The organism is Pantoea sp. Mb-10 (assembly GCF_021272205.1).
Lineage (GTDB): Bacteria > Pseudomonadota > Gammaproteobacteria > Enterobacterales > Enterobacteriaceae > Pantoea.
In genome coordinates this window covers 46,074-65,901 of sequence record NZ_JAJSDX010000012.1, presented here as the reverse complement: position 1 = coordinate 65,901, position 19,828 = coordinate 46,074, and the positions used below count along the sequence as shown (strand labels likewise).

Sequence of the window (19,828 nt, the reverse complement as noted above, 5' to 3'; positions counted from 1 at the left end):
GCCTCCGCTACTGCGTTAAGGGTTCTACAAAACGTGGCGTGGTGAAGCTGCTGTAATCACTTGCGGCGTCGGGGACTTTGCCCTGCTCTTTCAGGAAATGCGCGGTATCCACAATCGCCTGATTAACCGGCTTGCCGAGCTGCGTCACTTGCTGTTGCGCGGTGAGGTAAGTGTTGCCCTTTACCAGTGCCGGAACGTCGCTCTCCGGCACGCCGCTGAGGCGCGCCAGTTTGCTGAGGTTTTCAGGCTGTTTGAGCCACGCCTCTGGATTATCCAGATAGGCTTTTTGCGCCGCGATGGCGCTGCGGGCAAAGGCGGTAACAATGTCAGGATGCTGCTGAGCAAAGTCTTTGCGCACCACCCACACATCCAGCGTCGGCGCCCCCCACTGCCCCACCTGCGACGAGTCCGTCAACACCCGCCCCTCTTTTTCCAGCGCGTTCACCGCCGGGGCCCAGACATAGGCAGCGTCGATATCACCGCGCTGCCAGGCGGCGACGATCGCGGGCGGCTGGAGATTGATCAACTGCACTTGGGTCGGTTTGATGCCCCAGTGTTTTAGGGCGGCTAACAGGCTGTAATGCGTGGTGGAGATAAAGGGCACCGCAATGCGTTTACCGATCAGATCTTTGGGATCGTGCACGCTTTTCTTGACCACCAACGCTTCTGAACTGCCGAGCTGCGACGCCAGCAAAAACGTCTCAATCGGCAGCTGCTGCGTCGCCGCCACCGCGAGCGGACTGGAGCCTATGTTTCCGATCTGCACGTCGCCGGAAGCCAGCGCGCGCAGCACGCTGGCGCCGCTGTCAAATTTGCGCCAGTCAACGGTCGCGCCGCTTTCCTGCGCAAAGGTGTTGTCGGCCTGCGCCACTTTGGCGGGCTCTGCCGAGGTTTGGTACGCCACCGTCACGTTCACGGCCTGTGCCTGAAACGCCATCAGGGCAAGCGCCACCGCCGTTATCGTTGTTCTGATTGCCATCATCGTTTTCCCCAAGGTTAGGTGCTGACGGCAGTGTCGCCAGCGGGGATAGTTTCACAAAGGAATTAAAACTTATCCCTTATGACAATGGGTTCTTAGATCAACTTTGGGTATCGGTATGCAAAAGCCGCAAATGCAAAAACGACATAATTAACTAAAAATGTCATACGCTCACATGCCGACTGTGTTATTGATAGAGGTTACTATTTTGTTTTCCTGTCATGGTCCTGACGTCAATGTCGATTGAGAAAGTTGCACGCCTGGCTGGCGTCTCTAAAGCCACGGTTTCACGGGTGTTAAATCAGCATCCTGGCGTGCGGCCCGATACCCGCGACAAAGTGCTTGCGGCAATAAATATCTGCGACTATCAGCCTAATCTGCTGGCGCGCCAGCTGCGTACCTCGCAGAGCCATATGCTGCTGGTGCTGATCTCTGACATTACCAATCCCTTCTGCTCACGCGTGGTACAAGGCATTGAGGCGGAAGCCGAAGCGCAGGGCTATCACATCTTGCTGTGCAACTCGGCGTCGCAGTTTCATCGCGAATCTGCCTATCTCTCGCTGCTAACGGGAAAAGTGGTAGATGGCGTGATCACCATGGATGCCGCAACCTGTTTGCATGAGCTGCAGCCGCTGATAGGCGATGCACCTTGGGTGCAGTGCGCTGAGTACGATCCGGCTATCGCGGCGTCCAGCGTCTCAATCAACAATAAAGAGGCGGCTTATGAAACGGTGCGCTATTTGGCGGAAAAGGGCTCTCGCCGCATTGCGCTGGTAAACTGCGATATGCGCTATCTCTATTCGCATCAGCGCGAAGCGGGTTACCGCGCCGCCGTTGAGGAGCTGGGTCTGCCGTTTAGCAACGTTGCCTATGCCGAAACAGTGTCGTGCGAGGCGGGCAGTCAGGCGCTACAGACGCTGCTGGCGGGGGCCGAGCGACCGGATGCGGTGTTCGCCGTCTCTGACGTGCTGGCCGTCGGCGTGGTGCATGCGGCACTGGAAGCTGGCCTGCGTGTGCCGGAAGATCTTGCCGTGGTGGGGTTTGACGGGATCTCCTTTACCGGCAGTCTCAATCCGCCGCTCACGACCATCGAACAGCCCATGAATGAGATGGGTGCCCGGAGCGTGCAGCTGTTGGTCAAGCGTATCCGCCAGCCGCAGAGCGAGGTCGTGCACGAGGTGCTGCCGTGGAGGCGCATTGAGCGCGCCTCAAGCTGATTAGAACCAAATCAGCAGGACGCACGCGGCGGTCAGCACGCCCATAAATACATTAAAGGCCCGCCAGGCGCGCGGGCTGTGCAGCAGGCGACCAATCAGCGAGCCGAAACCGATCCAGATCAGGCCAGACACCAGGTTCACCAGCGCCATGCCCACGCTTATCGCCAGCACCGAGTGCAGATAGGCCGCGCCGCTCAGGCTAAAACTGGCCACCGCGCCCAGCGCCATCAGCCACGCTTTCGGATTGATGAGCTGCAGCAATCCGCCCTGCCAGAACGGCATTTGAGCGGCGTCCGGACGGTGCGTATCCAGCGTCTCGTATTTTGCGGTGGTAATTTTCCAGGCCAGCCACAGCAAATAGAGGCTTCCCGCGATTTTCAGGACCAGATGCAGCGACGGATAAAGCAGGATCAGACTGCCGACCCCGAACGCCACCATCAGCAGCATGACCTGCATACCGATCATGATCCCCAGCAGCAGCGGCAGCGTGCGCAAGAAACCAAAATTAGCACCTGAGGCGGTAAGTAACATATTATTGGGGCCCGGTGTGATGGCAGCGACCCATAAAAAGCCCAGCATTGAGAAAAACAGACTCAGTTCCATGAATATTCGGGTGCTCCTCACCCCAAAACGCAGACAACCTATCGAAGCTATCAGCGAGTTATGCATCAGACAAGCCTTTACCCCAGCTATTTTGCCCCTCCGGACGGCGAGCACTTCACGCCCCTGCGCGGGTTTACCAACGCGCATCTGCAAACGCTGCTGCCTCGCTTGCTGCGCCGCCGCGTGACGCTGCGTCCGCACTGGCAGCGCTTAGAGTTACCGGACGGCGATTTCATCGATCTGGCATGGAGCGAAGATCCGGCTCAGGCGCGTCATAAGCCGCGCATGGTCATGTTCCACGGATTAGAAGGTCACTTTCGCAGCCCTTATGCGCACGGCCTGATGCAGGCTTGTCAGGCGCGCGGCTGGCTGGGGGTCGTCATGCATTTTCGCGGCTGCGGTGGCGAGCCCAATCGTCTGCAGCGCATCTACCACTCCGGCGAAACCGAAGACGCGACCTATTTTCTGCACTGGCTGCAACGCGAGTGGGGTCGCGTGCCGACCGCCGCGGTGGGCGTCTCGCTCGGCGGCAATATGCTCGCCTGTCTGCTGGGTCTGCAGGGCAACGACGCTCCGCTGGACGCCGCGGTGGCCATTTCCGCCCCGCTGGCGCTTGAGCCGTGCAGCCAGAAGTTGGAAGTGGGATTCTCCCGCTTTTATCAGCACTATCTGCTGAGCCAGCTGAAAAAGAACGCCACGCGCAAATTGCGCGCCTGGCCGGGCACGCTGCCGGTGGATCTGCGTCAGCTGCGCACCTTTCGTCGGCTGCGCGAGTTTGACGATGCGATCACGGCGCGCGCGCATGGCTTTATTGACGCTGGCGACTATTATCAACGGGCCAGCGCGCTGCCGCTGTTAACCGGCGTACGCAAGCCGCTGCTGATTATCCATGCCAAAGACGATCCCTTTATGACCGATGCGGTGATCCCCCTGCCCGCGCAGCTGGCGCCGGCGATTCAGTATCAGCTCACCCAGCACGGCGGCCACGTTGGCTTCGTGGGGGGCTCGCTGCGCCAGCCGAAAATGTGGCTGGAACAGCGCGTACCGGACTGGCTCTCAACCTATTTGGACGGTTAACGATGATTATTCCCTGGCAAGAGCTTGACGTAACAACCCTTGAGAATTTGATCGAGAGCTTCGTGCTGCGCGAAGGTACCGATTATGGCGAACAGGAGCGCAGCCTGGCGCAGAAAGTGGCCGACGTACGCCGCCAGCTGGAACAGGGCGAGGTGGTGCTGGTGTGGTCAGAACTGCACGAATCCGTAAACATTATGCCAAGGCGTGAATTTCGCGGCTAATGCACCGCGCCGCAATTCGTGTTAACAATGCTCATCGTCGGATTTCACAGGGAGCGCTGTTATGTCAGCCAGGCATCCAGTTATCGCCGTTACCGGTTCCAGCGGCGCGGGAACCACCACCACCAGCCTCGCGTTCCGCAAAATATTCCAGCAGTTCGATCTGCACGCCGCAGAAGTGGAAGGCGACAGCTTTCACCGCTATACGCGTCCCGAGATGGACATGGCGATCCGCAAGGCGCGCGATCTCGGGCGCCATATCAGCTACTTTGGCCCCGAGGCCAACGACTTCGGCCTGCTTGAACATACCTTCAAACACTATGGTGAAACCGGGCTGGGGCAGTCACGTAAATACCTGCATACCTACGATGAAGCAGTGCCGTGGAACCAAGTGCCCGGTACCTTTACGCCGTGGCAACCGCTGCCGGAGAACACCGACGTGCTGTTTTACGAAGGGCTGCACGGGGGCGTGGTGACGCAGCAGCATAACGTCGCCGAGCATGTGGATCTGCTGGTGGGCGTGGTGCCGATTGTTAACCTTGAGTGGATTCAAAAATTGGTGCGCGACACCAGCGAGCGCGGCCATTCACGCGAGGCGGTGATGGATTCCGTGGTCCGCTCCATGGAAGACTACATCAACTTCATTACGCCACAGTTTTCACGCACCCACATCAACTTCCAGCGCGTGCCGACGGTGGATACTTCCAATCCGTTTGCCGCACGTGAAATTCCTTCGCTGGATGAAAGCTTCGTGGTGATTCATTTCCGCGGGCTGGAAGGGATTGCGTTTCCCTATCTGCTGGCGATGATTCAGGGCTCTTTTATTTCACACATGAACACGCTGGTGGTGCCGGGCGGCAAAATGGGGCTGGCGATGGAGCTGATCATGACGCCGCTGGTGCAGCGTCTGATAGAGGGAAAACGCATCGAATAGCGCGCTGCCCGCGGCCGCGTAGCGGCCACACGCGTTACAGCGCGATCACTTCATAGCTGTGGGTGATCTCAACGCCCTTGCCCAGCATAATCGCCACTGAACAATATTTCTCGGCGGACAAGTCCACGGCGCGCGCCACGGCTTTATCGCTCAGCGCCTTGCCCGTGACCACGAAATGCAGATTGATGTGGGTAAAGATACGCGGCGCTTCTTCGCGGCGCTCGGAGGTCAGTTTGACTTCACAGTCGGCCACCTCATTACGGCCTTTTTGCAAAATGGATACCACATCAATGGCACTGCAGCCACCTGCGGCCATCAGCACCATTTCCATCGGGCTTGGCGCTTTGTCGCCGGAGTTGCCGTCCATCAAAATTTGATGCCCCGATGAGGATTCTCCGAGAAAGGTAAGCCCTTCCACCCATTTAACGCGTGCCTGCATATTTTTTTGTCTCCTGATGCGCCTGGTCTGCCGCCAGATTACGCTGTCACCCGCGAAACAGCAATCCAGACGCTTCCCTACTTGCTGAAGCGAGACAACAGGAGACAGTCCGTAAAAGCTGTGCTACAAACAGTGCTGAAAATATTTTCGTCGCAGCAGACGAAGGCGGGAAGAATCAAAAGCGTAGCTTAAGAATCACCCGAAAAAATAGTTCCCTACTGGAAACGCTTTACGTTTACCCCGCCTAACAGGGAAAACTGCCCCTGTGTTTCGGGCACGATTACAACAGAGGATAATAGCGAATGGTTCTCGGCAAACCGCAAACAGACCCTACACTCGAATGGTTCCTGTCCCATTGCCATATTCACAAATATCCATCCAAAAGCACGCTCATCCATCAGGGTGAGAAAGCGGAAACGCTGTACTACATCGTTAAAGGTTCCGTTGCGGTTCTGATTAAAGATGAAGAAGGCAAAGAGATGATTCTCTCCTACCTCAATCAGGGAGATTTCATCGGCGAGCTGGGCCTGTTTGAAGAAGGCCAAGAGCGTAGCGCTTGGGTACGTGCTAAAACTGCCTGCGAAGTGGCTGAAATTTCCTACAAAAAATTCCGTCAGCTGATTCAGGTAAACCCGGATATTTTAATGCGTCTGTCATCGCAGATGGCCCGTCGCCTGCAAGTTACGTCCGAAAAAGTCGGTAACCTTGCCTTCCTCGACGTCACTGGCCGTATCGCACAAACGCTGCTGAATCTGGCTAAACAGCCCGATGCAATGACCCACCCGGACGGCATGCAGATTAAAATCACCCGTCAGGAGATTGGCCAAATCGTGGGCTGCTCCCGCGAAACCGTGGGCCGAATTTTGAAGATGCTGGAAGATCAAAACCTGATTTCCGCACACGGCAAAACCATCGTCGTTTACGGCACCCGCTAAGTCGTCTCACACCCCGGCGTGATGGCAACATCACGCCGTCTCTATTGATGATGCTCTGATGTGGCGCCGAATCATCTACCATCCTGAAGTCAACTATGCGCTGCGGCAAACGCTGGTGCTGTGCTTGCCCGTGGCGCTCGGCTGGCTGTTTGGCGATCTGCAAAAAGGGCTACTGTTTTCGCTGGTGCCGGCTTGCTGCAACATCGCCGGTCTGGATACCCCCCACAAACGCTTCTTCAAACGCCTGATCGTAGGCGGCTCGCTGTTTGCCACCGGCAGCTTTCTCGTGCAGTGGCTCACCGCCTGGGCTATCCCGCTGCCGCTGGTGCTGCTGGTATTGCCGTTGCTGGTCGGAGTCACCGGTGAAATCAGTCCGCTGCACGGTCGTCTTCTACCCGGTACGCTGATTGCTGCGATTTTTACCCTCAGCCTGATTGGCCGTATGCCGCTCTGGGTGCCACCGCTGCTCTATATCGGCGGCACGCTGTGGTACGGCGCATTCAACGGGTTTTGGTTCTGGCTATGGAAAGAGCAACCGATGCGCGAAACGCTCAGTTTGCTCTACCGTGAGCTGGCTGACTATTGCGAGGCCAAATATAGCCTCCTTACCCAACTGACCGATCCGGAAAAAGCGCTGCCGCCGCTGCTGGCACGCCAGCAGAAAGCCGTGGATTTGATTAACACCTGCTATCAGCAGATGCATATGCTGTCTGCGAATCGCGATAACAGTCACAAGCATCTCACGCGTGCGTTCCAGGTGGCGCTGGATTTACAGGAGCACATCGCGGTCAGTTTGCATCAGCCCGAAGAGGTGCAAAAGCTGGTGGAACAGAGCCACGCCGAGGCGGTTATCCGCTGGAATGCCACTCTCATCTCCGCCCGCCTGCGGCGCCTGGCGGACGCCATTTTGTATCATCAGATCCCACCGCGCTTTCAGATGGAGAAGCCCCTGGGGGCGCTGGAGAAGATTGCCCGCCAGCATCCCGATAATCCGGTGGGACATTTCTGCTTCTATCATTTCAGCCGCATTGCGCGCGTTTTACGCACGCAAAGGCCGCTTTACACGCGCGATCTGATGGCTGACCGGCAACGTCGTCTGCCGCTGCTCGCCGCGCTGCGCAGCTACTTATCGTGGCGATCGGCGGCCCTGCGCACCGCAGCCCGCTTTGCCGTAATGCTGATGTTCGGGAGCGCCCTGGCGCTGTTTTTTAACATTCCCAAACCGTACTGGATTCTGATGACCATCTTGTTTGTCAGCCAAAACGGCTACAGCGCCACGCGCGTTCGCATTCAGCACCGCGCGCTGGGCACCTTCGCAGGGTTGCTTATCGCGGCGGCCTCGCTGCGCTTTGCCGTGCCGGAGTCCATCGCGCTGCTATTTATGCTGGTGATTACCCTGACCAGCTATTTGGTCACGCGTAAATATTACGGCTGGTCGATGATTGGCTTTACCGTCACGGCGGTGTATTCGTTGCAGCTGCTGGCGCTCAACGGCGCGGAATTTCTGCTGCCGCGCATGCTGGACACGCTGATGGGCTGTTTGATTGCCTTTGGTGGCATGATCTGGCTCTGGCCGCAGTGGCAGAGTGGCTTGCTGCGCAGCAATGCGCATGACGCCTTAGAAACGTATCAGGACGCGCTGCGCCTGTTACTCGGGCCCGAGCAGTCACCGGAAAAACTGGCTTACCAGCGCGTGCGGGTCAATCAGGCGCATAATGCGCTGTTCAACTCACTCAATCAGGCATCCAGTGAGCCCGGCTTTAACACCCAATACCTGAAAGATATGCGCATGTGGGTGACGCACAGCCAGTTTATCGTGGAGCACATTAATGCGATGACGATTCTGGCGCGCGAACACACGATGTTGACGCCAGCGCTGGCGGAGCGCTATTTGCAATCCTGTGAAATTGCGCTGCAGCGTTGCCAGCAGCGGCTGATGTACGACGGATCGGGGAGCGACAGCAATATTCTGGAGGCGCCGGAGAATTTCAACGAAGGGCCAGTGACCATTGTCGAGCAGCACGTGAAGCGCATCCTGCAGCACCTCAATGTAATGCATACCCTGTCGTCGCTGGCGTGGAGCCAGCGACCACATCATGGCCGCTGGCTCAGCGTGCTCAAGCCGAAAAGCTGATCACGCCGCCAGTACCTGCTCAATGGCGCGCGCGAGCCGCGCCATGCCCTCTTCGATATCGGTGGGTTCAATCACCAGCGAAGGCGCAAAGCGCATCACATCGGCGCCGGCCGTCAGAATCATGACGCCCTGCTGCGCTGCCGCGTGCAGGATATCGCGCGCTTTGCTGGCGTGCTGCGGTTTGAGTACCGCGCCAATCAGTAGCCCTTTGCCGCGCACTTCGCTGAAGATATCGTACTGCTTACCGATGGCGGTCAGCGCCTCAACAAACTGCTGATGACGCGCCGCAACGCCATTCAAGACCTCCGGCGTATTGATGATATCCACCGCCGTTTCAGCGATCGCGCAGGCCAGCGGATTACCGCCGTAGGTACTGCCGTGCACGCCCGGCGCCATCACGGCGGCGATCGCATGCGTGGTTAGCATGGCGCTGACCGGGAAGCCGCCGCCCAATGCTTTGGCCGTGGTCAGAATATCGGGGGTGATGCCGTAATGCTCATAGGCAAACAGCTTGCCGCTGCGGCCCATGCCGCTCTGTACTTCATCCAGCACCAGCAGCGCCTGATGTTCATCGCACAGCGCGCGCAGACCCTGCATAAATTCTGGCGTGGCGGGCATCACGCCGCCTTCACCCTGAATAGGCTCTACCACAATGGCGCAGGTATGGTCGTCGATGACCGCTTTTACCGCGGCGAGATCGTTAAACGGTACGTGGACGATGTCCGCCGGTTTCGGCCCAAAGCCATCTGAATATTTCGGCTGACCGCCAACGGACACGGTAAACAGCGTGCGACCGTGGAAGCCATGGTGGAACGCGATAATCTTGCTTTTGAACGGGCTGTGCTTTTTGCAGGCGTAATAGCGCGCCAGTTTAAAGGCGGTCTCGTTGGCTTCGGAACCGGAGTTGGCGAAGAACACCCGCTCGGCAAAGGTGGCCGCAATCAGCTTGGTGGCCAGGCGCAGCGCGGGCTCATTGGTGAATACGTTGCTGGTGTGCCACAGCGTTTCGCCCTGGCTTTTAAGCGTTTCCACCAGCGCAGGATGACAATGGCCCAGCGCAGTCACGGCGATGCCGCCTGAGAAGTCGATATACTCTTTGCCCTGCTGATCCCAGACTCGGCTGCCTTTGCCTTTCACCGGCACAAACTGCGCTGGTGCATAAACAGGCAAAATGACGTTATCGAACGTTTCTCTGCTTACCGCTACTTTTTCCGCTGCCATTGAGCACCTCATGAGGTTTTTCGTTAATCAACAATGAAATAATAGTCATGGAATATGCATAAAAAATCACACAATGGCAAACATAACTTATGTCCGCAGGAAATTTGCCAGCAGCTGATGTCCCTGCTCGCTCAGAATGCTCTCGGGATGGAATTGCACGCCTTCCAGCGGCAGCGTGCGATGGCGAAAGCCCATGATTTCATCGGGTTCGCCGTCGCGCAGGCTCCAGGCCGTGACGTCAAACTCAGCGGGCAGTGAGGCGCGCTCGACCACCAGCGAATGATAGCGTGTCACCGTAAGGGGTTGATTAAGATTGCGAAACACGCCCTGACCGGTGTGCTGAATCACCGAGGTTTTGCCGTGCATCACCTCGCGGGCGCGTACCACGCGCGCGCCAAAGGCCTGCGCAATGGCCTGATGACCAAGGCACACGCCGAGAATGGGTACGCGTCCGGCAAAATGGCGGATGGCGTCCAGCGAGATGCCGGATTGGTCGGGCGTACAGGGACCGGGCGAAATCACCAGATGCGAAAGCGGCAACGCCGCCATCGCCTCGAGGGTGATGGCATCGTTGCGCACGACCTGCACGTCTGCACCCAGTTCGCAAAAATACTGGTAGAGATTCCAGGTAAAGGAGTCGTAATTATCAATCAGCAGCAGCATAAGGCCCTCGGGTCAATAAAACCGCCGCTATTCTACGCATTTTACCGCGCGGGGCTTACCCCTTTTGCTAACTGCTCGTGCAGCCCATCCATGTTGCCGTCACTGTCGAGGGCGGCGTTAAGGGCGCGGTTCCAGTCATCACGCTCCAGCGCCGACCACTCCAGCAGATAGCCTGCATGCAGCGCCAGCTGCTCAAAGAAAATACGCTGGGCGCGTCCGTTTCCTGCGCGGAACGGATGCAGCACATGCATCTCAACGACATAGTACGCGAGGCGCGCAACGAACGTATCTTGCGACAGCTCGCTCAGCCAGTGCTCATTTTCCAGCTCGTCCATCAGCGCATTGCCCTGCGTTTCAATATATTCACAGTGGCAGCAAGGCGTTTCTTTATGCCACATATCGATCGTACGCAGTTCGCCTGCCCAGCTGTAAATATCCTGGAACAGCGTGAAATGGATGTGGCGCAACCACGGCATACCGAGGGTGCGCGGGCCCAGATCAAGCGTCGCCAGGCGCGCTGCGCTAAATGCCAGCTCCGCTTTGCGCAACTGCGCCTCGTCGTGAATGTCCAGGCGATTTTTTAACACCGGATCGTTCTGCCACAGATAGGGATCGCGTACCGCCACGCTGTTATCCGCCATACTGCCTCCTTAATGAGGCCAGACGCGCGTCGGCGTCATCGAGAGGAATATCGCTGAGCGTATAGCCGGCGAGACGGCAGCTGGCTTGATAATTAGCCAGGCGACGCTGTTGCCACAGGGTGTTTTTTTGTTTGTCGGTCAGTTTGCTGGTCATAGGACCTCCGGCAGGCAGTTTGCCCTAAGTATAAGAGCAAATTTCTGCTTTGCCGGAGCGAGCCAGCGAGCGCCATCGGTCAATGGCGCGGCAGGCGTTTACGGCAGGACTTTCGCGGAGAGGATAATCACTGGTTTAGCGGGGACATTCTGGTAAGGCCCCACATCTTTGGTTGGCACCTGTGCGATCTTATCGACCACATCCATGCCTTTCACTACTTTACCAAACACCGCGTAACCGAAATCGCGCTGGCCGTGGTCAAGGAATGCGTTATCCGCTACGTTCAGGAAGAACTGGCTGGTGGCGCTGTCTTTTTCAGCGGTACGCGCCATAGAAATGGTGCCGCGCAGGTTGCGCAGGCCGTTATCCGCTTCGTTTTTGATCGGCGCGACAGTTTGCTTCTGCTTCATGTCAGCGGTGAAGCCGCCGCCCTGAATCATGAAACCGGGGATCACGCGGTGGAAAATGGTGTTGTTATAAAAACCGTTGTTCACGTAGTCGACGAAGTTTTTTACCGAAATCGGGGCTTTTTGATTATTCAGTTCAAGTTCGATATTGCCCGCAGAGGTGGTGAGCAGCACATGGGCATCCCCTTTTGCTGCCAGCGCGGAAGCAGATACCGAAGAAAGGGCTAACAGGGCCACGGCCGCTGTCAAAGTACGTTTAAACATGAAAGGTTCCTTACCAGAGTGAGCTCGCTCAAAACGAGAATGATTGTAAAGAGCATGTAATACAAGAGCCAGCGTTTTACCTATTTTTACGTGGATGTATCCGAGTTTGTCTATTTGTCGCGACGCAATCATTTGCGTGACGAAAATCACACTATTAATGAAATAATTTCTGCTCATTTCACTCGTTGTTTATTAAGATCACAGTTGGATTTACAATTCATGACACTTTTTGCCGCCTCGGCGCACCACAGGTTCAGAACATGACAAACCGTAATCGCATTGGCCTTACCTGGATTAGCTTTTTCTCCTATGCGCTCACTGGCGCACTGGTGATCGTTACCGGTATGGTTCTGGATAATATTGCTCAATATTTCCAGATGCCCATTTCAGAAATGAGCAACACCTTCACCTTCCTTAATGCCGGTATTCTGGTCGCCGTGTTTCTGAATGCCTGGCTGATGGTAATTGTGCCGCTCAAGCGTCAATTGATCTTCGGCTTTGTGCTGATGATTCTCGCCGTTGCAGGCCTGATGACCAGCCACAATCTCAGCGTGTTTTCGCTGTGTATGTTTGTGCTGGGCGTGGTCAGTGGCATCACTATGTCCATCGGGACCTTCCTGATCACGCACCTGTATGATGGACGTCAGCGCGGCTCACGCCTGCTGTTCACCGACTCCTTCTTTAGCATGGCGGGCACGGTATTCCCCATCATCGCGGGCATTCTGCTGGCGCGCGCGCTGCCGTGGTATTGGGTGTATGCCTGCATCGGTCTGATTTATGTGGCGATTTTTATCCTGACGCTGATGGTGGAGTTCCCGCAGCTGGAAAACGAACCCGCCATCCAGGGCGCGCAGCGCGAAAAATGGGGCGCTGGCGTGTTGTTCTTGTCGATTGCGGCACTTTGCTACATTCTCGGCCAGCTGGGCTTTATCTCTTGGGTGCCAGAGTACGCGACCAAATCCATGGGCATGGATATCGCCTCTGCGGGTCAGCTGGTGGGTAACTTCTGGACGGCGTATATGGTTGGCATGTGGGCATTCAGCTTCCTGCTGCGCTTCTTCGATCTGCAACGCATTTTGATGGTGCTGGCCGCGCTCGCCACCGGGCTAATGTACTGGTTTGTGACCACCGAAAATGCCAGCATGCTGCACTGGATCATCATGGCACTCGGCTTCTTCTCCAGCGCGATTTACACCACCATTATTACGCTGGGATCGATGCAAACGCGCGTCTCTTCTCCCAAACTGGTGAACTTCATTCTCACCTGCGGCACCGTGGGAACCATGCTGACGTTCGTCGTGACCGGCCCTATCGTGGCCAAAGGTGGCGCACACGCGGCGCTCTCTACGGCCAACGGTCTGTACGCGGTGGTATTTGTGATGTGCGTGCTGCTGGGGTTTGTGACGCGGCACCGTCAGTACAGCCACGGCGCTTCGCACTGACCGCGTGATTGCCGGGGCGGCCAGCAGGTCGCCCCGGCTTATTCAGTCAGCGCGTAAAGGTTACCGCTTCCGTTTCACCGAGATAAATTTCACTGCGCGCGGGCTCGGTCGCCGCAATCAGCGTGCCTTTGCGCACCGAATAGCGCACCGGCACCTGGCGCCTGACCGCATCAAAGCCGCTCTCTGCGGGCAAAATCACCAAGCTGGCCTCATCCCCTTCCTTCAGGCCATAGTTTGCCACCTGCAGCGTTTTCGCGCTGTTTTCGGCAATTAACCGCAGGCCATCATCGATTTGCTCATAGCCCATCAGCTGACAGACATGCAGCCCCATATGCAGCACCTGCAGCATGTTTGCGGTGCCCAGCGGATACCAGGGATCAAACACATCATCGTGCCCAAAGCAGACGTTGATATCTGCCTCGAGAAGCTCTTTCACGCGCGTAATACCGCGCCGTTTTGGATAGCTATCAAAGCGCCCTTGCAAATGAATATTCACCAGCGGATTGGCCACGAAGTTGATGTTAGAGAGCTTCAACAGACGGAACAGCCGTGAGGTATAAGCGTTATTGTACGAATGCATCGCAGTGGTGTGGCTGGCGGTAACGCGTTCGCCATTGCCATCGCGGTGCGCCAGCGCCGCCACGGTCTCCACAAAACGCGACTGCTCGTCATCAATTTCATCGCAGTGCACATCCACCAGCCGGTCGTAACGGTTAGCCAGCGCAAAGGCTTTGTGCAGCGATTCTACGCCATATTCGCGGGTAAATTCATAATGCGGGATAGCACCCACCACATCCGCGCCCATGCGCAGCGACTCTTCCAACAGCGCTTCACCGTTAGGGTAAGAGAGAATCCCTTCCTGAGGAAAAGCCACGATCTGGATCGCGACCCACGGCGCCATCTCGGCTTTGACCTCCAGCATCGCTTTCAACGCCGCAAGCGTCGGGTCGGAAACATCTACATGGGTACGCACGTGCTGGATGCCGTTGGCAATTTGCCATTTTAGCGTTTGCCGCGCGCGCTGCTTAACGTCCTCGTGGCTGAGCAGCGCCTTGCGCTCGGCCCAGCGCTCAATCCCTTCAAACAGCGTGCCGGATTGATTCCACGCTGGCTCGCCGGCAGTTTGCGTGGTGTCGAGATGAATATGCGGTTCAATAAACGGAGCATGCGCTAACCCGCCTTCCGCATCCAGCGCGTTGTTTTGCGGGGGCATTTGCTCTGGCTGCGGATGAAGGGCGGCGATCTTACCGTGCGCGATCGCCATCTGCCACTGTCCCGGCTGCCCCGCTAAACGCAGGTTGTTAATCCACTCAAGTGCGCGGTTTGCCATGCTTGCCTCCTGTTAAGCTGTTCTTCGCTAAACTAGCACGGAACGCGGGCGGCACGCGTCATCGATTTTTTGCATGACGCGACGCCGAAAAAAGGGCAAAAAACCGAGAATGCAGCCCCCGTTTGGTCGTTTTATAAAGACAACGGCGCAGGCTTGCGCGCACTCAGTCTGTACAAGGCTACGCTTTCCCGCCAGACTTGTGGCGGCCACCTGATTATTAAGGAGTTTTATGCGCACTCTTCCCCTGCTCGGCGCGCTGCTGTTACCGCTGAGCGCGACGGTCACGGCCGCCCCGGTGACGTGGTCAAGCGTGCAAGGCGAATGGCAAGTTGTGGCCGTCACGCCTAAACCGCAGAGCGGGCAAATTTACATCAAAAACGATCCGCAGTTCATGGGCGCACGCGTAGCCTTCAAACCCGATGCCATTGTGTGGACACGCGGCACCGCCGAGCGCAGCATTGCGCCAGGTCAGGACAACTGCAAAGGCAAACCGCGCTTAAGCGCGGCCAACGGGGCGCAGCAGGACAAGGATTTCAACGTCCGCTATGGCTTCAATGTGGCCTGTGGTAATCAGCCTTGGGGCCCTGCCCCCGGCGCAGTATTGAGCGTGCTGGCTGACGGCAATGCACGGCTGTTTTGGGACGGTGCCCAGCTGTCACTGCGTCGGGTGAAATAAAAACGGCGAGCATCGCGCTCGCCGTTTCACTACAGCCGTTTAACGCTTACGGATGGGGCACAAAGCCAACGGCTTCATACACTTTCTTCAGCGTCTCCTGCGCCTGCGCACGGGCTTTTGCTGCACCGTCACGCATGATTTGGTTCAGCAGCGCTTCATCGTTACGGAAATGATGATAGCGCGCCTGCAGATCCGTCAGCATCCCGGAGACCGCGTCGGCGACCGCACCTTTCAGGTGGCCATACATTTTGCCTTCAAATTCCTGCTCCAGCGTCGAGACCGGTTTTCCTGTCACGCCAGAGAGGATATCCAGCAGGTTTGAAACGCCAGCCTTTTCTTTGATGTCATAGCGCACCACCGGTGGCTCCTCGGAATCGGTGACCGCACGTTTGATCTTCTTGACCACCGATTTGGGATCTTCCAGCAGACCAATCACGTTATTGCGGTTCTCATCCGACTTCGACATTTTTTTTGTCGGCTCCAGCAGCGACATCACGCGCGCGCCTGATTTCGGAATAAACGGCTCAGGAATGCGGAAGATGTCGCCGTAAAGCGCATTGAAGCGGCTGGCGATATCGCGGCTCAGCTCAAGATGCTGTTTTTGATCTTCGCCTACCGGTACCTGATTGGTTTGGTACAGCAGAATGTCGGCCGCCATCAGCACCGGATAATCAAACAGACCGGCGTTAATGTTCTCTTCGTAGCGCGACGATTTGTCCTTGAACTGCGTCATGCGGCTCAGTTCGCCGAAGTAGGCGTAACAGTTCAGGATCCAGCTTAATTGCGTATGCTCTGGCACATGCGACTGGACAAAAATGGTGCTTTTCGCCGGATCGATACCGCAGGCAAGGTAGAGCGCCAGCGTGTCCAGCGTCGCTTTGCGCAAGGCTACCGGGTCCTGACGCACGGTAATCGCGTGGAGATCCACGATGCAGTAAATGCAGTGGAAATCATCCTGCATCTGCACCCACTGACGGAGCGCTCCCATGTAGTTACCAATGGTCAATTCACCGGAAGGCTGGGCGCCGCTGAAAACGATGGGTTTCATGTTATGTCCTGATAATTACAGCCCGAGAGCGGGCAGAAGTTCGCTAAAAGTATCCAGAGTGAGATCAGGCTGGCTGGTGCTGATTGGCTCACCGTAGTTGTAGCCGAAGGTCATGCCGACATTCGGTACGCCTGCAGCTTGCGCCGCGAGAATATCATTGCGCGAATCACCAACAAACAGCAGCTGTTTCGGCAAGACGCTAAAGTGACCAAGGACCAGAAAAATTCCGGCAGGATGCGGCTTTTTCTCCGCCACATCATCCCCGCCGACAATCAATGAAAAACAGTGGTCAATGCCAAGTGCCTGTAGCAGTGGTGCAACAAACGGCGTGGGCTTATTGGTGACAAGCGCCAGCGGTAGGCCGCTGGCCTGCAGCGCGGCCAGCGTCTCCTTGACCTGTGGGAACAGCGTGCTGCCCGCGCCCACCGTCACGGCGTAATGCTTATCAAACAGCACGCGCGCTTCACGCTGCTCTTCTGCATGAGGCTCACGGCCCAAGGCCCACGTCAATGCGCGCGCCATCATGATGTCGGCACCGTTGCCAATCCAGGTGGCGGCAAGCGCCAAGCCCGGCGGCGGTAGCTGCATATCACCCAGCGCCCGATCGATTGCGTCAGCCAGCCCCGGTGCGCTATGCACCAGGGTACCATCAAGATCAAACGCCAGCGCGCGGATATCAGTGAAATGAGCCATTCACTTTCTCCAGTTCGCTGCGCATTTCGTCGATCACTTTTTTGTAATCCGGATGACCGAAAATGGCCGATCCTGCAACAAACATGTCGGCACCCGCTGCGGCAATCTGACCGATATTGTCGATCTTGACCCCGCCATCCACTTCAAGACGGATGTTGTAGCCGCTTTGATCGATCAGGCGACGCGCCTGACGCAGCTTATCCAGCGTGCCGGGAATAAAGGATTGTCCACCAAAACCGGGGTTCACGGACATCAGCAAAATGATATCCAGCTTGTCCATGACGTAGTCGAGGTAGCTCAGCGGCGTGGCGGGATTGAATACTAAACCGGCTTTACAGCCGTGCTCTTTGATCAACTGCAGCGTGCGATCGACGTGATCGCTGGCTTCGGGATGAAAAGTGATATAGGTGGCACCCGCCTTGGCAAACTCCGGGATCAGCGCATCAACCGGTTTAACCATTAAATGCACGTCAATGGGTGCGGTAATGCCGTAGTCGCGAAGCGCTTTCAGCACCATTGGCCCCATCGTCAGATTGGGCACATAGTGGTTATCCATCACGTCGAAATGAACCACATCGCCCCCTGCCGCCAACGCTTTTGCCGTATCTTCACCCAAACGCGCGAAGTCAGCGGCGAGGATTGATGGGGCCAGTAAAAATTGTTTCATCCGATTCTCCCAATTTTGTGCGCCAGCCTGCGCTGACGTAATGCGTTGGTCGCGGACGAAACAGGCTAGCGGAAAAGCGCCAGCAGTTCGTCTACGTGCGTGCGACCGCTTATGCTTCGGCTGATGGAACGCCGGGCTTTCACTACGTGTAAATCCGCCTTCTGATACCACTCACGCGTCAGCAGCGTGTCGTGATTAGAAATGAGCACCGGTATCCGGTTTTCCTGCGCCAGCTTGCTGGCCAACTCGGCCAGATGCTGCTGCTCGCGCAGGCTAAAGCTGTTGGTATGGTACGCGGTAAAGTTCGCCGTGGCAGAGAGCGGCGCATAAGGTGGATCGCAATACACGACCGAACCCGCGCGCGCGCTGTTCAGAGTAACATCGTAGGATTCACAGACAAAGGTCGCTTTTTGCGCCCGTTCAGCGAACCACAGCAGCTCGGCTTCGGGGAAATAGGGTTTGCGATAGCGCCCAAACGGCACGTTAAACTCACCGCGCAAGTTATAGCGACACAGACCGTTGTAGCCGTGGCGATTGAGATAAAGAAACAACACCGCGCGCTGATAGATATCCTGGCTGGCGTTAAACGCCACGCGGTTGGCATAGTACGTTTCTGCCGTATTGCCGCTGGTGTTAAACAGCGCACGCGCATCGTTGATAAAGTCAGCGGTGCGGGTTTTAACGATGTTGTAGAGATTAATAAGATCGCCGTTAATGTCCGCAAGGTGGTAGCGGTCATAGTCGGTGTTGAGGAATACGGAGCCGGCGCCGACAAAGGGTTCGATTAAACAATCACCCTGCGGCAAATGGCGACGAATATCGTCGAGCAGCGGGTATTTCCCTCCGGCCCATTTCAGGAAAGCGCGATTTTTCTTCATGCTGTCGTGGTTAATACATCTTAATTATTGGCTGTGGTGGAACCGACAGCAGCTCTGCGCTTAAATCAGGGCCGCATTCGCGCGGCCCCACATCTGTTACTGACTCTCTTTCTTGACCTGACTCAGCGGTTTCACCCACGGATTTGCGGCACGCACCTCTGCTGGCAGCGCGGCGGCGGCGCGTTTCGCATCGGCAGGCGTTGCGTAGGCACCGCTCACCAGCACATACCAAGGCTGACCGTTACGCGTGGTTTTATACACATGGTAATTGCTCAGGTTTTGCTTGCGTGCCCACGCGTTCAGGCTCGCTTCTTTCGAGGCGCCGCTCAGCTGAAGCGTATAGTTGCCGCCAGAAGGCAGCGACGCGCTGGCCGCACTGCTGGTGCTGGCTGGCGCACGATGCGTGGCGGACGGACGCGATGCGTTATCTTTCGCGACCGGTGCAGATTTTGCTGGCACGGTGGCTTTATGTGCGCTGCCGCTGTGCGTCTCACGCGGTGCGCTGTAGCGCACAGGTGTTTCTGCTCGGGTGGCCGGCGGTGCGATGGCTTTCGCGTTCCCGCTTACCGTCGCAGGGGCGGTCGGCAATGAGCTGCCACCCTGCGCACCCTGCGCCGCATTATCCACTTGACCTTGTTGATTACTCAGCGCGCTGTTCAGATCCCCTGGCAGCGTGACGCGCTGCTGGTTCGCTGGCGCATCAACAGGCGCGGCTTGGGTAGGCGTAGAGGAGACTGACGGCATGGAAATCGCTTCACCGCCCGTTGGCGCCTGCGTTGCCGCATTGGTTGGCGGCGCGCTGGTTTGCGGTGAAGGGGCTTCCGCTGACGGCGTAGCGCCCTGCTGACCGCTCATTGACGCGGAGCCGCTGAGATCGATGTTCTTTTCCGCGCCGGAGGACGGTGCTGCCGCGCTGCTACTCGCATTGCTGGCAGGTTTTTTCTCATCCGGTCCCGTTAAGGCCGAACCGATGCCCAGCACCACTAGCAGCAGGACCAGAATCCCGACGCCCATCATCATGTGCTGACGGGAAACCGGCGCTTTCGCTTTTGGCGCAGAAGACGATTTACGCGATCGCACAGGACGGCGGTCGCTGGCGTCAGGTTTTAACTCATCTTCCGGTTTGAACTCATCCATTTAGCCTCCTCCGAAAACGATGCGCTTCCCACGCATCGCATCACACTCACCGTTTCACCCGTCGCGCGTTG

22 protein-coding genes are annotated in these 19,828 nt (G+C 57.1%); 8 read left to right on the top strand and 14 right to left on the bottom strand.

Features of this window, described 5'->3' with window-relative positions; genetic code table 11:
* Positions 1–7 precede the first annotated feature (7 nt).
* On the bottom strand, positions 8–982 hold the full coding sequence (tauA, locus tag LU196_RS19370; RefSeq protein WP_232760994.1) for a taurine ABC transporter substrate-binding protein: 975 nt from the start codon (positions 980–982) through the stop codon (positions 8–10).
* Positions 983–1,215: 233 nt separating this feature from the next.
* Between tauA and LU196_RS19365 the strand changes: the two genes are divergently transcribed.
* Positions 1,216–2,196: a LacI family DNA-binding transcriptional regulator gene (locus LU196_RS19365; RefSeq protein ID WP_232761010.1), complete on the top strand. Its 981-nt coding sequence runs from the start codon at positions 1,216–1,218 to the stop codon at positions 2,194–2,196.
* Here LU196_RS19365 and LU196_RS19360 read toward each other — a convergent pair whose 3' ends face one another.
* Entirely contained in the window at positions 2,197–2,799 is a 603-nt protein-coding gene (locus tag LU196_RS19360; protein ID WP_232761011.1) for a LysE family translocator, read from the bottom strand.
* A gap of 60 nt (positions 2,800–2,859) precedes the next feature.
* On the opposite strand from LU196_RS19360, the gene LU196_RS19355 reads away from it, so the two are divergent.
* From LU196_RS19355 to LU196_RS19345, 3 genes are all read left to right on the top strand, one after another.
* A complete protein-coding gene (locus tag LU196_RS19355; RefSeq protein ID WP_232761013.1) occupies positions 2,860–3,876 on the top strand; it encodes a hydrolase in 1,017 nt (338 codons plus the stop codon).
* Between the two features lie 2 nt (positions 3,877–3,878).
* Positions 3,879–4,097 (top strand): YheU family protein, encoded by a 219-nt coding sequence (locus LU196_RS19350; RefSeq protein ID WP_232761015.1) that lies wholly within the window; start codon positions 3,879–3,881, stop codon positions 4,095–4,097.
* Positions 4,098–4,158: 61 nt separating this feature from the next.
* Positions 4,159–5,028, top strand: a complete 870-nt coding sequence (locus tag LU196_RS19345; RefSeq protein WP_232761017.1) for a phosphoribulokinase — start codon at positions 4,159–4,161, stop codon at positions 5,026–5,028.
* A gap of 34 nt (positions 5,029–5,062) precedes the next feature.
* Here the strand turns inward: LU196_RS19345 and LU196_RS19340 are convergent, their stop codons facing one another.
* A complete protein-coding gene (locus tag LU196_RS19340) occupies positions 5,063–5,467 on the bottom strand; it encodes an OsmC family protein (protein WP_232761019.1) in 405 nt (134 codons plus the stop codon).
* Positions 5,468–5,769: 302 nt separating this feature from the next.
* Here LU196_RS19340 and crp point away from each other — a divergent pair, with 302 nt between their 5' ends.
* Together crp and LU196_RS19330 are read left to right on the top strand one after the other, a co-directional pair.
* A complete protein-coding gene (crp, locus tag LU196_RS19335) occupies positions 5,770–6,402 on the top strand; it encodes a cAMP-activated global transcriptional regulator CRP (protein WP_000242758.1) in 633 nt (210 codons plus the stop codon).
* Positions 6,403–6,460: 58 nt separating this feature from the next.
* Positions 6,461–8,536 carry a YccS/YhfK family putative transporter gene (locus LU196_RS19330; RefSeq protein WP_232761021.1) on the top strand — a complete coding sequence of 692 codons (2,076 nt, stop codon included), beginning with the start codon at positions 6,461–6,463 and terminating at the stop codon, positions 8,534–8,536.
* On the opposite strand, the gene LU196_RS19325 is transcribed toward LU196_RS19330, so the two are convergent.
* The 5 genes from LU196_RS19325 to ppiA form a co-directional block, all read right to left on the bottom strand.
* Entirely contained in the window at positions 8,537–9,757 is a 1,221-nt protein-coding gene (locus LU196_RS19325; protein ID WP_232761023.1) for an aspartate aminotransferase family protein, read from the bottom strand.
* 87 nt (positions 9,758–9,844) lie between these two features.
* Positions 9,845–10,420, bottom strand: coding sequence for an aminodeoxychorismate synthase component II (locus LU196_RS19320; RefSeq protein WP_232761025.1), 576 nt, complete (start codon positions 10,418–10,420; stop codon positions 9,845–9,847).
* Positions 10,421–10,461: 41 nt separating this feature from the next.
* Positions 10,462–11,061 (bottom strand): putative adenosine monophosphate-protein transferase Fic, encoded by a 600-nt coding sequence (locus LU196_RS19315; protein WP_232761026.1) that lies wholly within the window; start codon positions 11,059–11,061, stop codon positions 10,462–10,464.
* Positions 11,051–11,215 carry a YhfG family protein gene (locus LU196_RS19310; protein ID WP_232761028.1) on the bottom strand — a complete coding sequence of 55 codons (165 nt, stop codon included), beginning with the start codon at positions 11,213–11,215 and terminating at the stop codon, positions 11,051–11,053. The genes LU196_RS19315 and LU196_RS19310 overlap by 11 nt, the downstream gene beginning before the upstream one ends.
* Positions 11,216–11,313: 98 nt before the next feature.
* Positions 11,314–11,886, bottom strand: coding sequence for a peptidylprolyl isomerase A (gene ppiA / locus LU196_RS19305; RefSeq protein ID WP_232761182.1), 573 nt, complete (start codon positions 11,884–11,886; stop codon positions 11,314–11,316).
* Positions 11,887–12,146: 260 nt separating this feature from the next.
* Between ppiA and tsgA the strand changes: the two genes are divergently transcribed.
* A complete protein-coding gene (gene tsgA, locus LU196_RS19300) occupies positions 12,147–13,328 on the top strand; it encodes an MFS transporter TsgA (RefSeq protein ID WP_232761030.1) in 1,182 nt (393 codons plus the stop codon).
* A gap of 46 nt (positions 13,329–13,374) precedes the next feature.
* Here tsgA and LU196_RS19295 read toward each other — a convergent pair whose 3' ends face one another.
* Positions 13,375–14,658 (bottom strand): cytosine deaminase, encoded by a 1,284-nt coding sequence (locus LU196_RS19295; RefSeq protein WP_232761032.1) that lies wholly within the window; start codon positions 14,656–14,658, stop codon positions 13,375–13,377.
* A gap of 229 nt (positions 14,659–14,887) precedes the next feature.
* On the opposite strand from LU196_RS19295, the gene LU196_RS19290 reads away from it, so the two are divergent.
* A complete protein-coding gene (locus LU196_RS19290) occupies positions 14,888–15,334 on the top strand; it encodes a hypothetical protein (protein WP_232761034.1) in 447 nt (148 codons plus the stop codon).
* A gap of 46 nt (positions 15,335–15,380) precedes the next feature.
* Here LU196_RS19290 and trpS read toward each other — a convergent pair whose 3' ends face one another.
* The 5 genes from trpS to LU196_RS19265 form a co-directional block, all read right to left on the bottom strand.
* Positions 15,381–16,382, bottom strand: coding sequence for a tryptophan--tRNA ligase (gene trpS / locus LU196_RS19285; protein WP_232761035.1), 1,002 nt, complete (start codon positions 16,380–16,382; stop codon positions 15,381–15,383).
* 15 nt (positions 16,383–16,397) lie between these two features.
* Positions 16,398–17,075 (bottom strand): phosphoglycolate phosphatase, encoded by a 678-nt coding sequence (locus LU196_RS19280; RefSeq protein ID WP_232761036.1) that lies wholly within the window; start codon positions 17,073–17,075, stop codon positions 16,398–16,400.
* Entirely contained in the window at positions 17,059–17,742 is a 684-nt protein-coding gene (gene rpe, locus LU196_RS19275; RefSeq protein ID WP_232761037.1) for a ribulose-phosphate 3-epimerase, read from the bottom strand. The genes LU196_RS19280 and rpe overlap by 17 nt, the downstream gene beginning before the upstream one ends.
* 65 nt (positions 17,743–17,807) lie before the next feature.
* The gene (gene dam, locus LU196_RS19270; RefSeq protein ID WP_232761038.1) at positions 17,808–18,620 is read right to left on the bottom strand and encodes an adenine-specific DNA-methyltransferase; all 813 of its coding nucleotides are present in this window, start codon (positions 18,618–18,620) and stop codon (positions 17,808–17,810) included.
* 96 nt (positions 18,621–18,716) lie between these two features.
* The gene (locus LU196_RS19265) at positions 18,717–19,757 is read right to left on the bottom strand and encodes an SPOR domain-containing protein (RefSeq protein WP_232761039.1); all 1,041 of its coding nucleotides are present in this window, start codon (positions 19,755–19,757) and stop codon (positions 18,717–18,719) included.
* Positions 19,758–19,828: the final 71 nt, after the last annotated feature.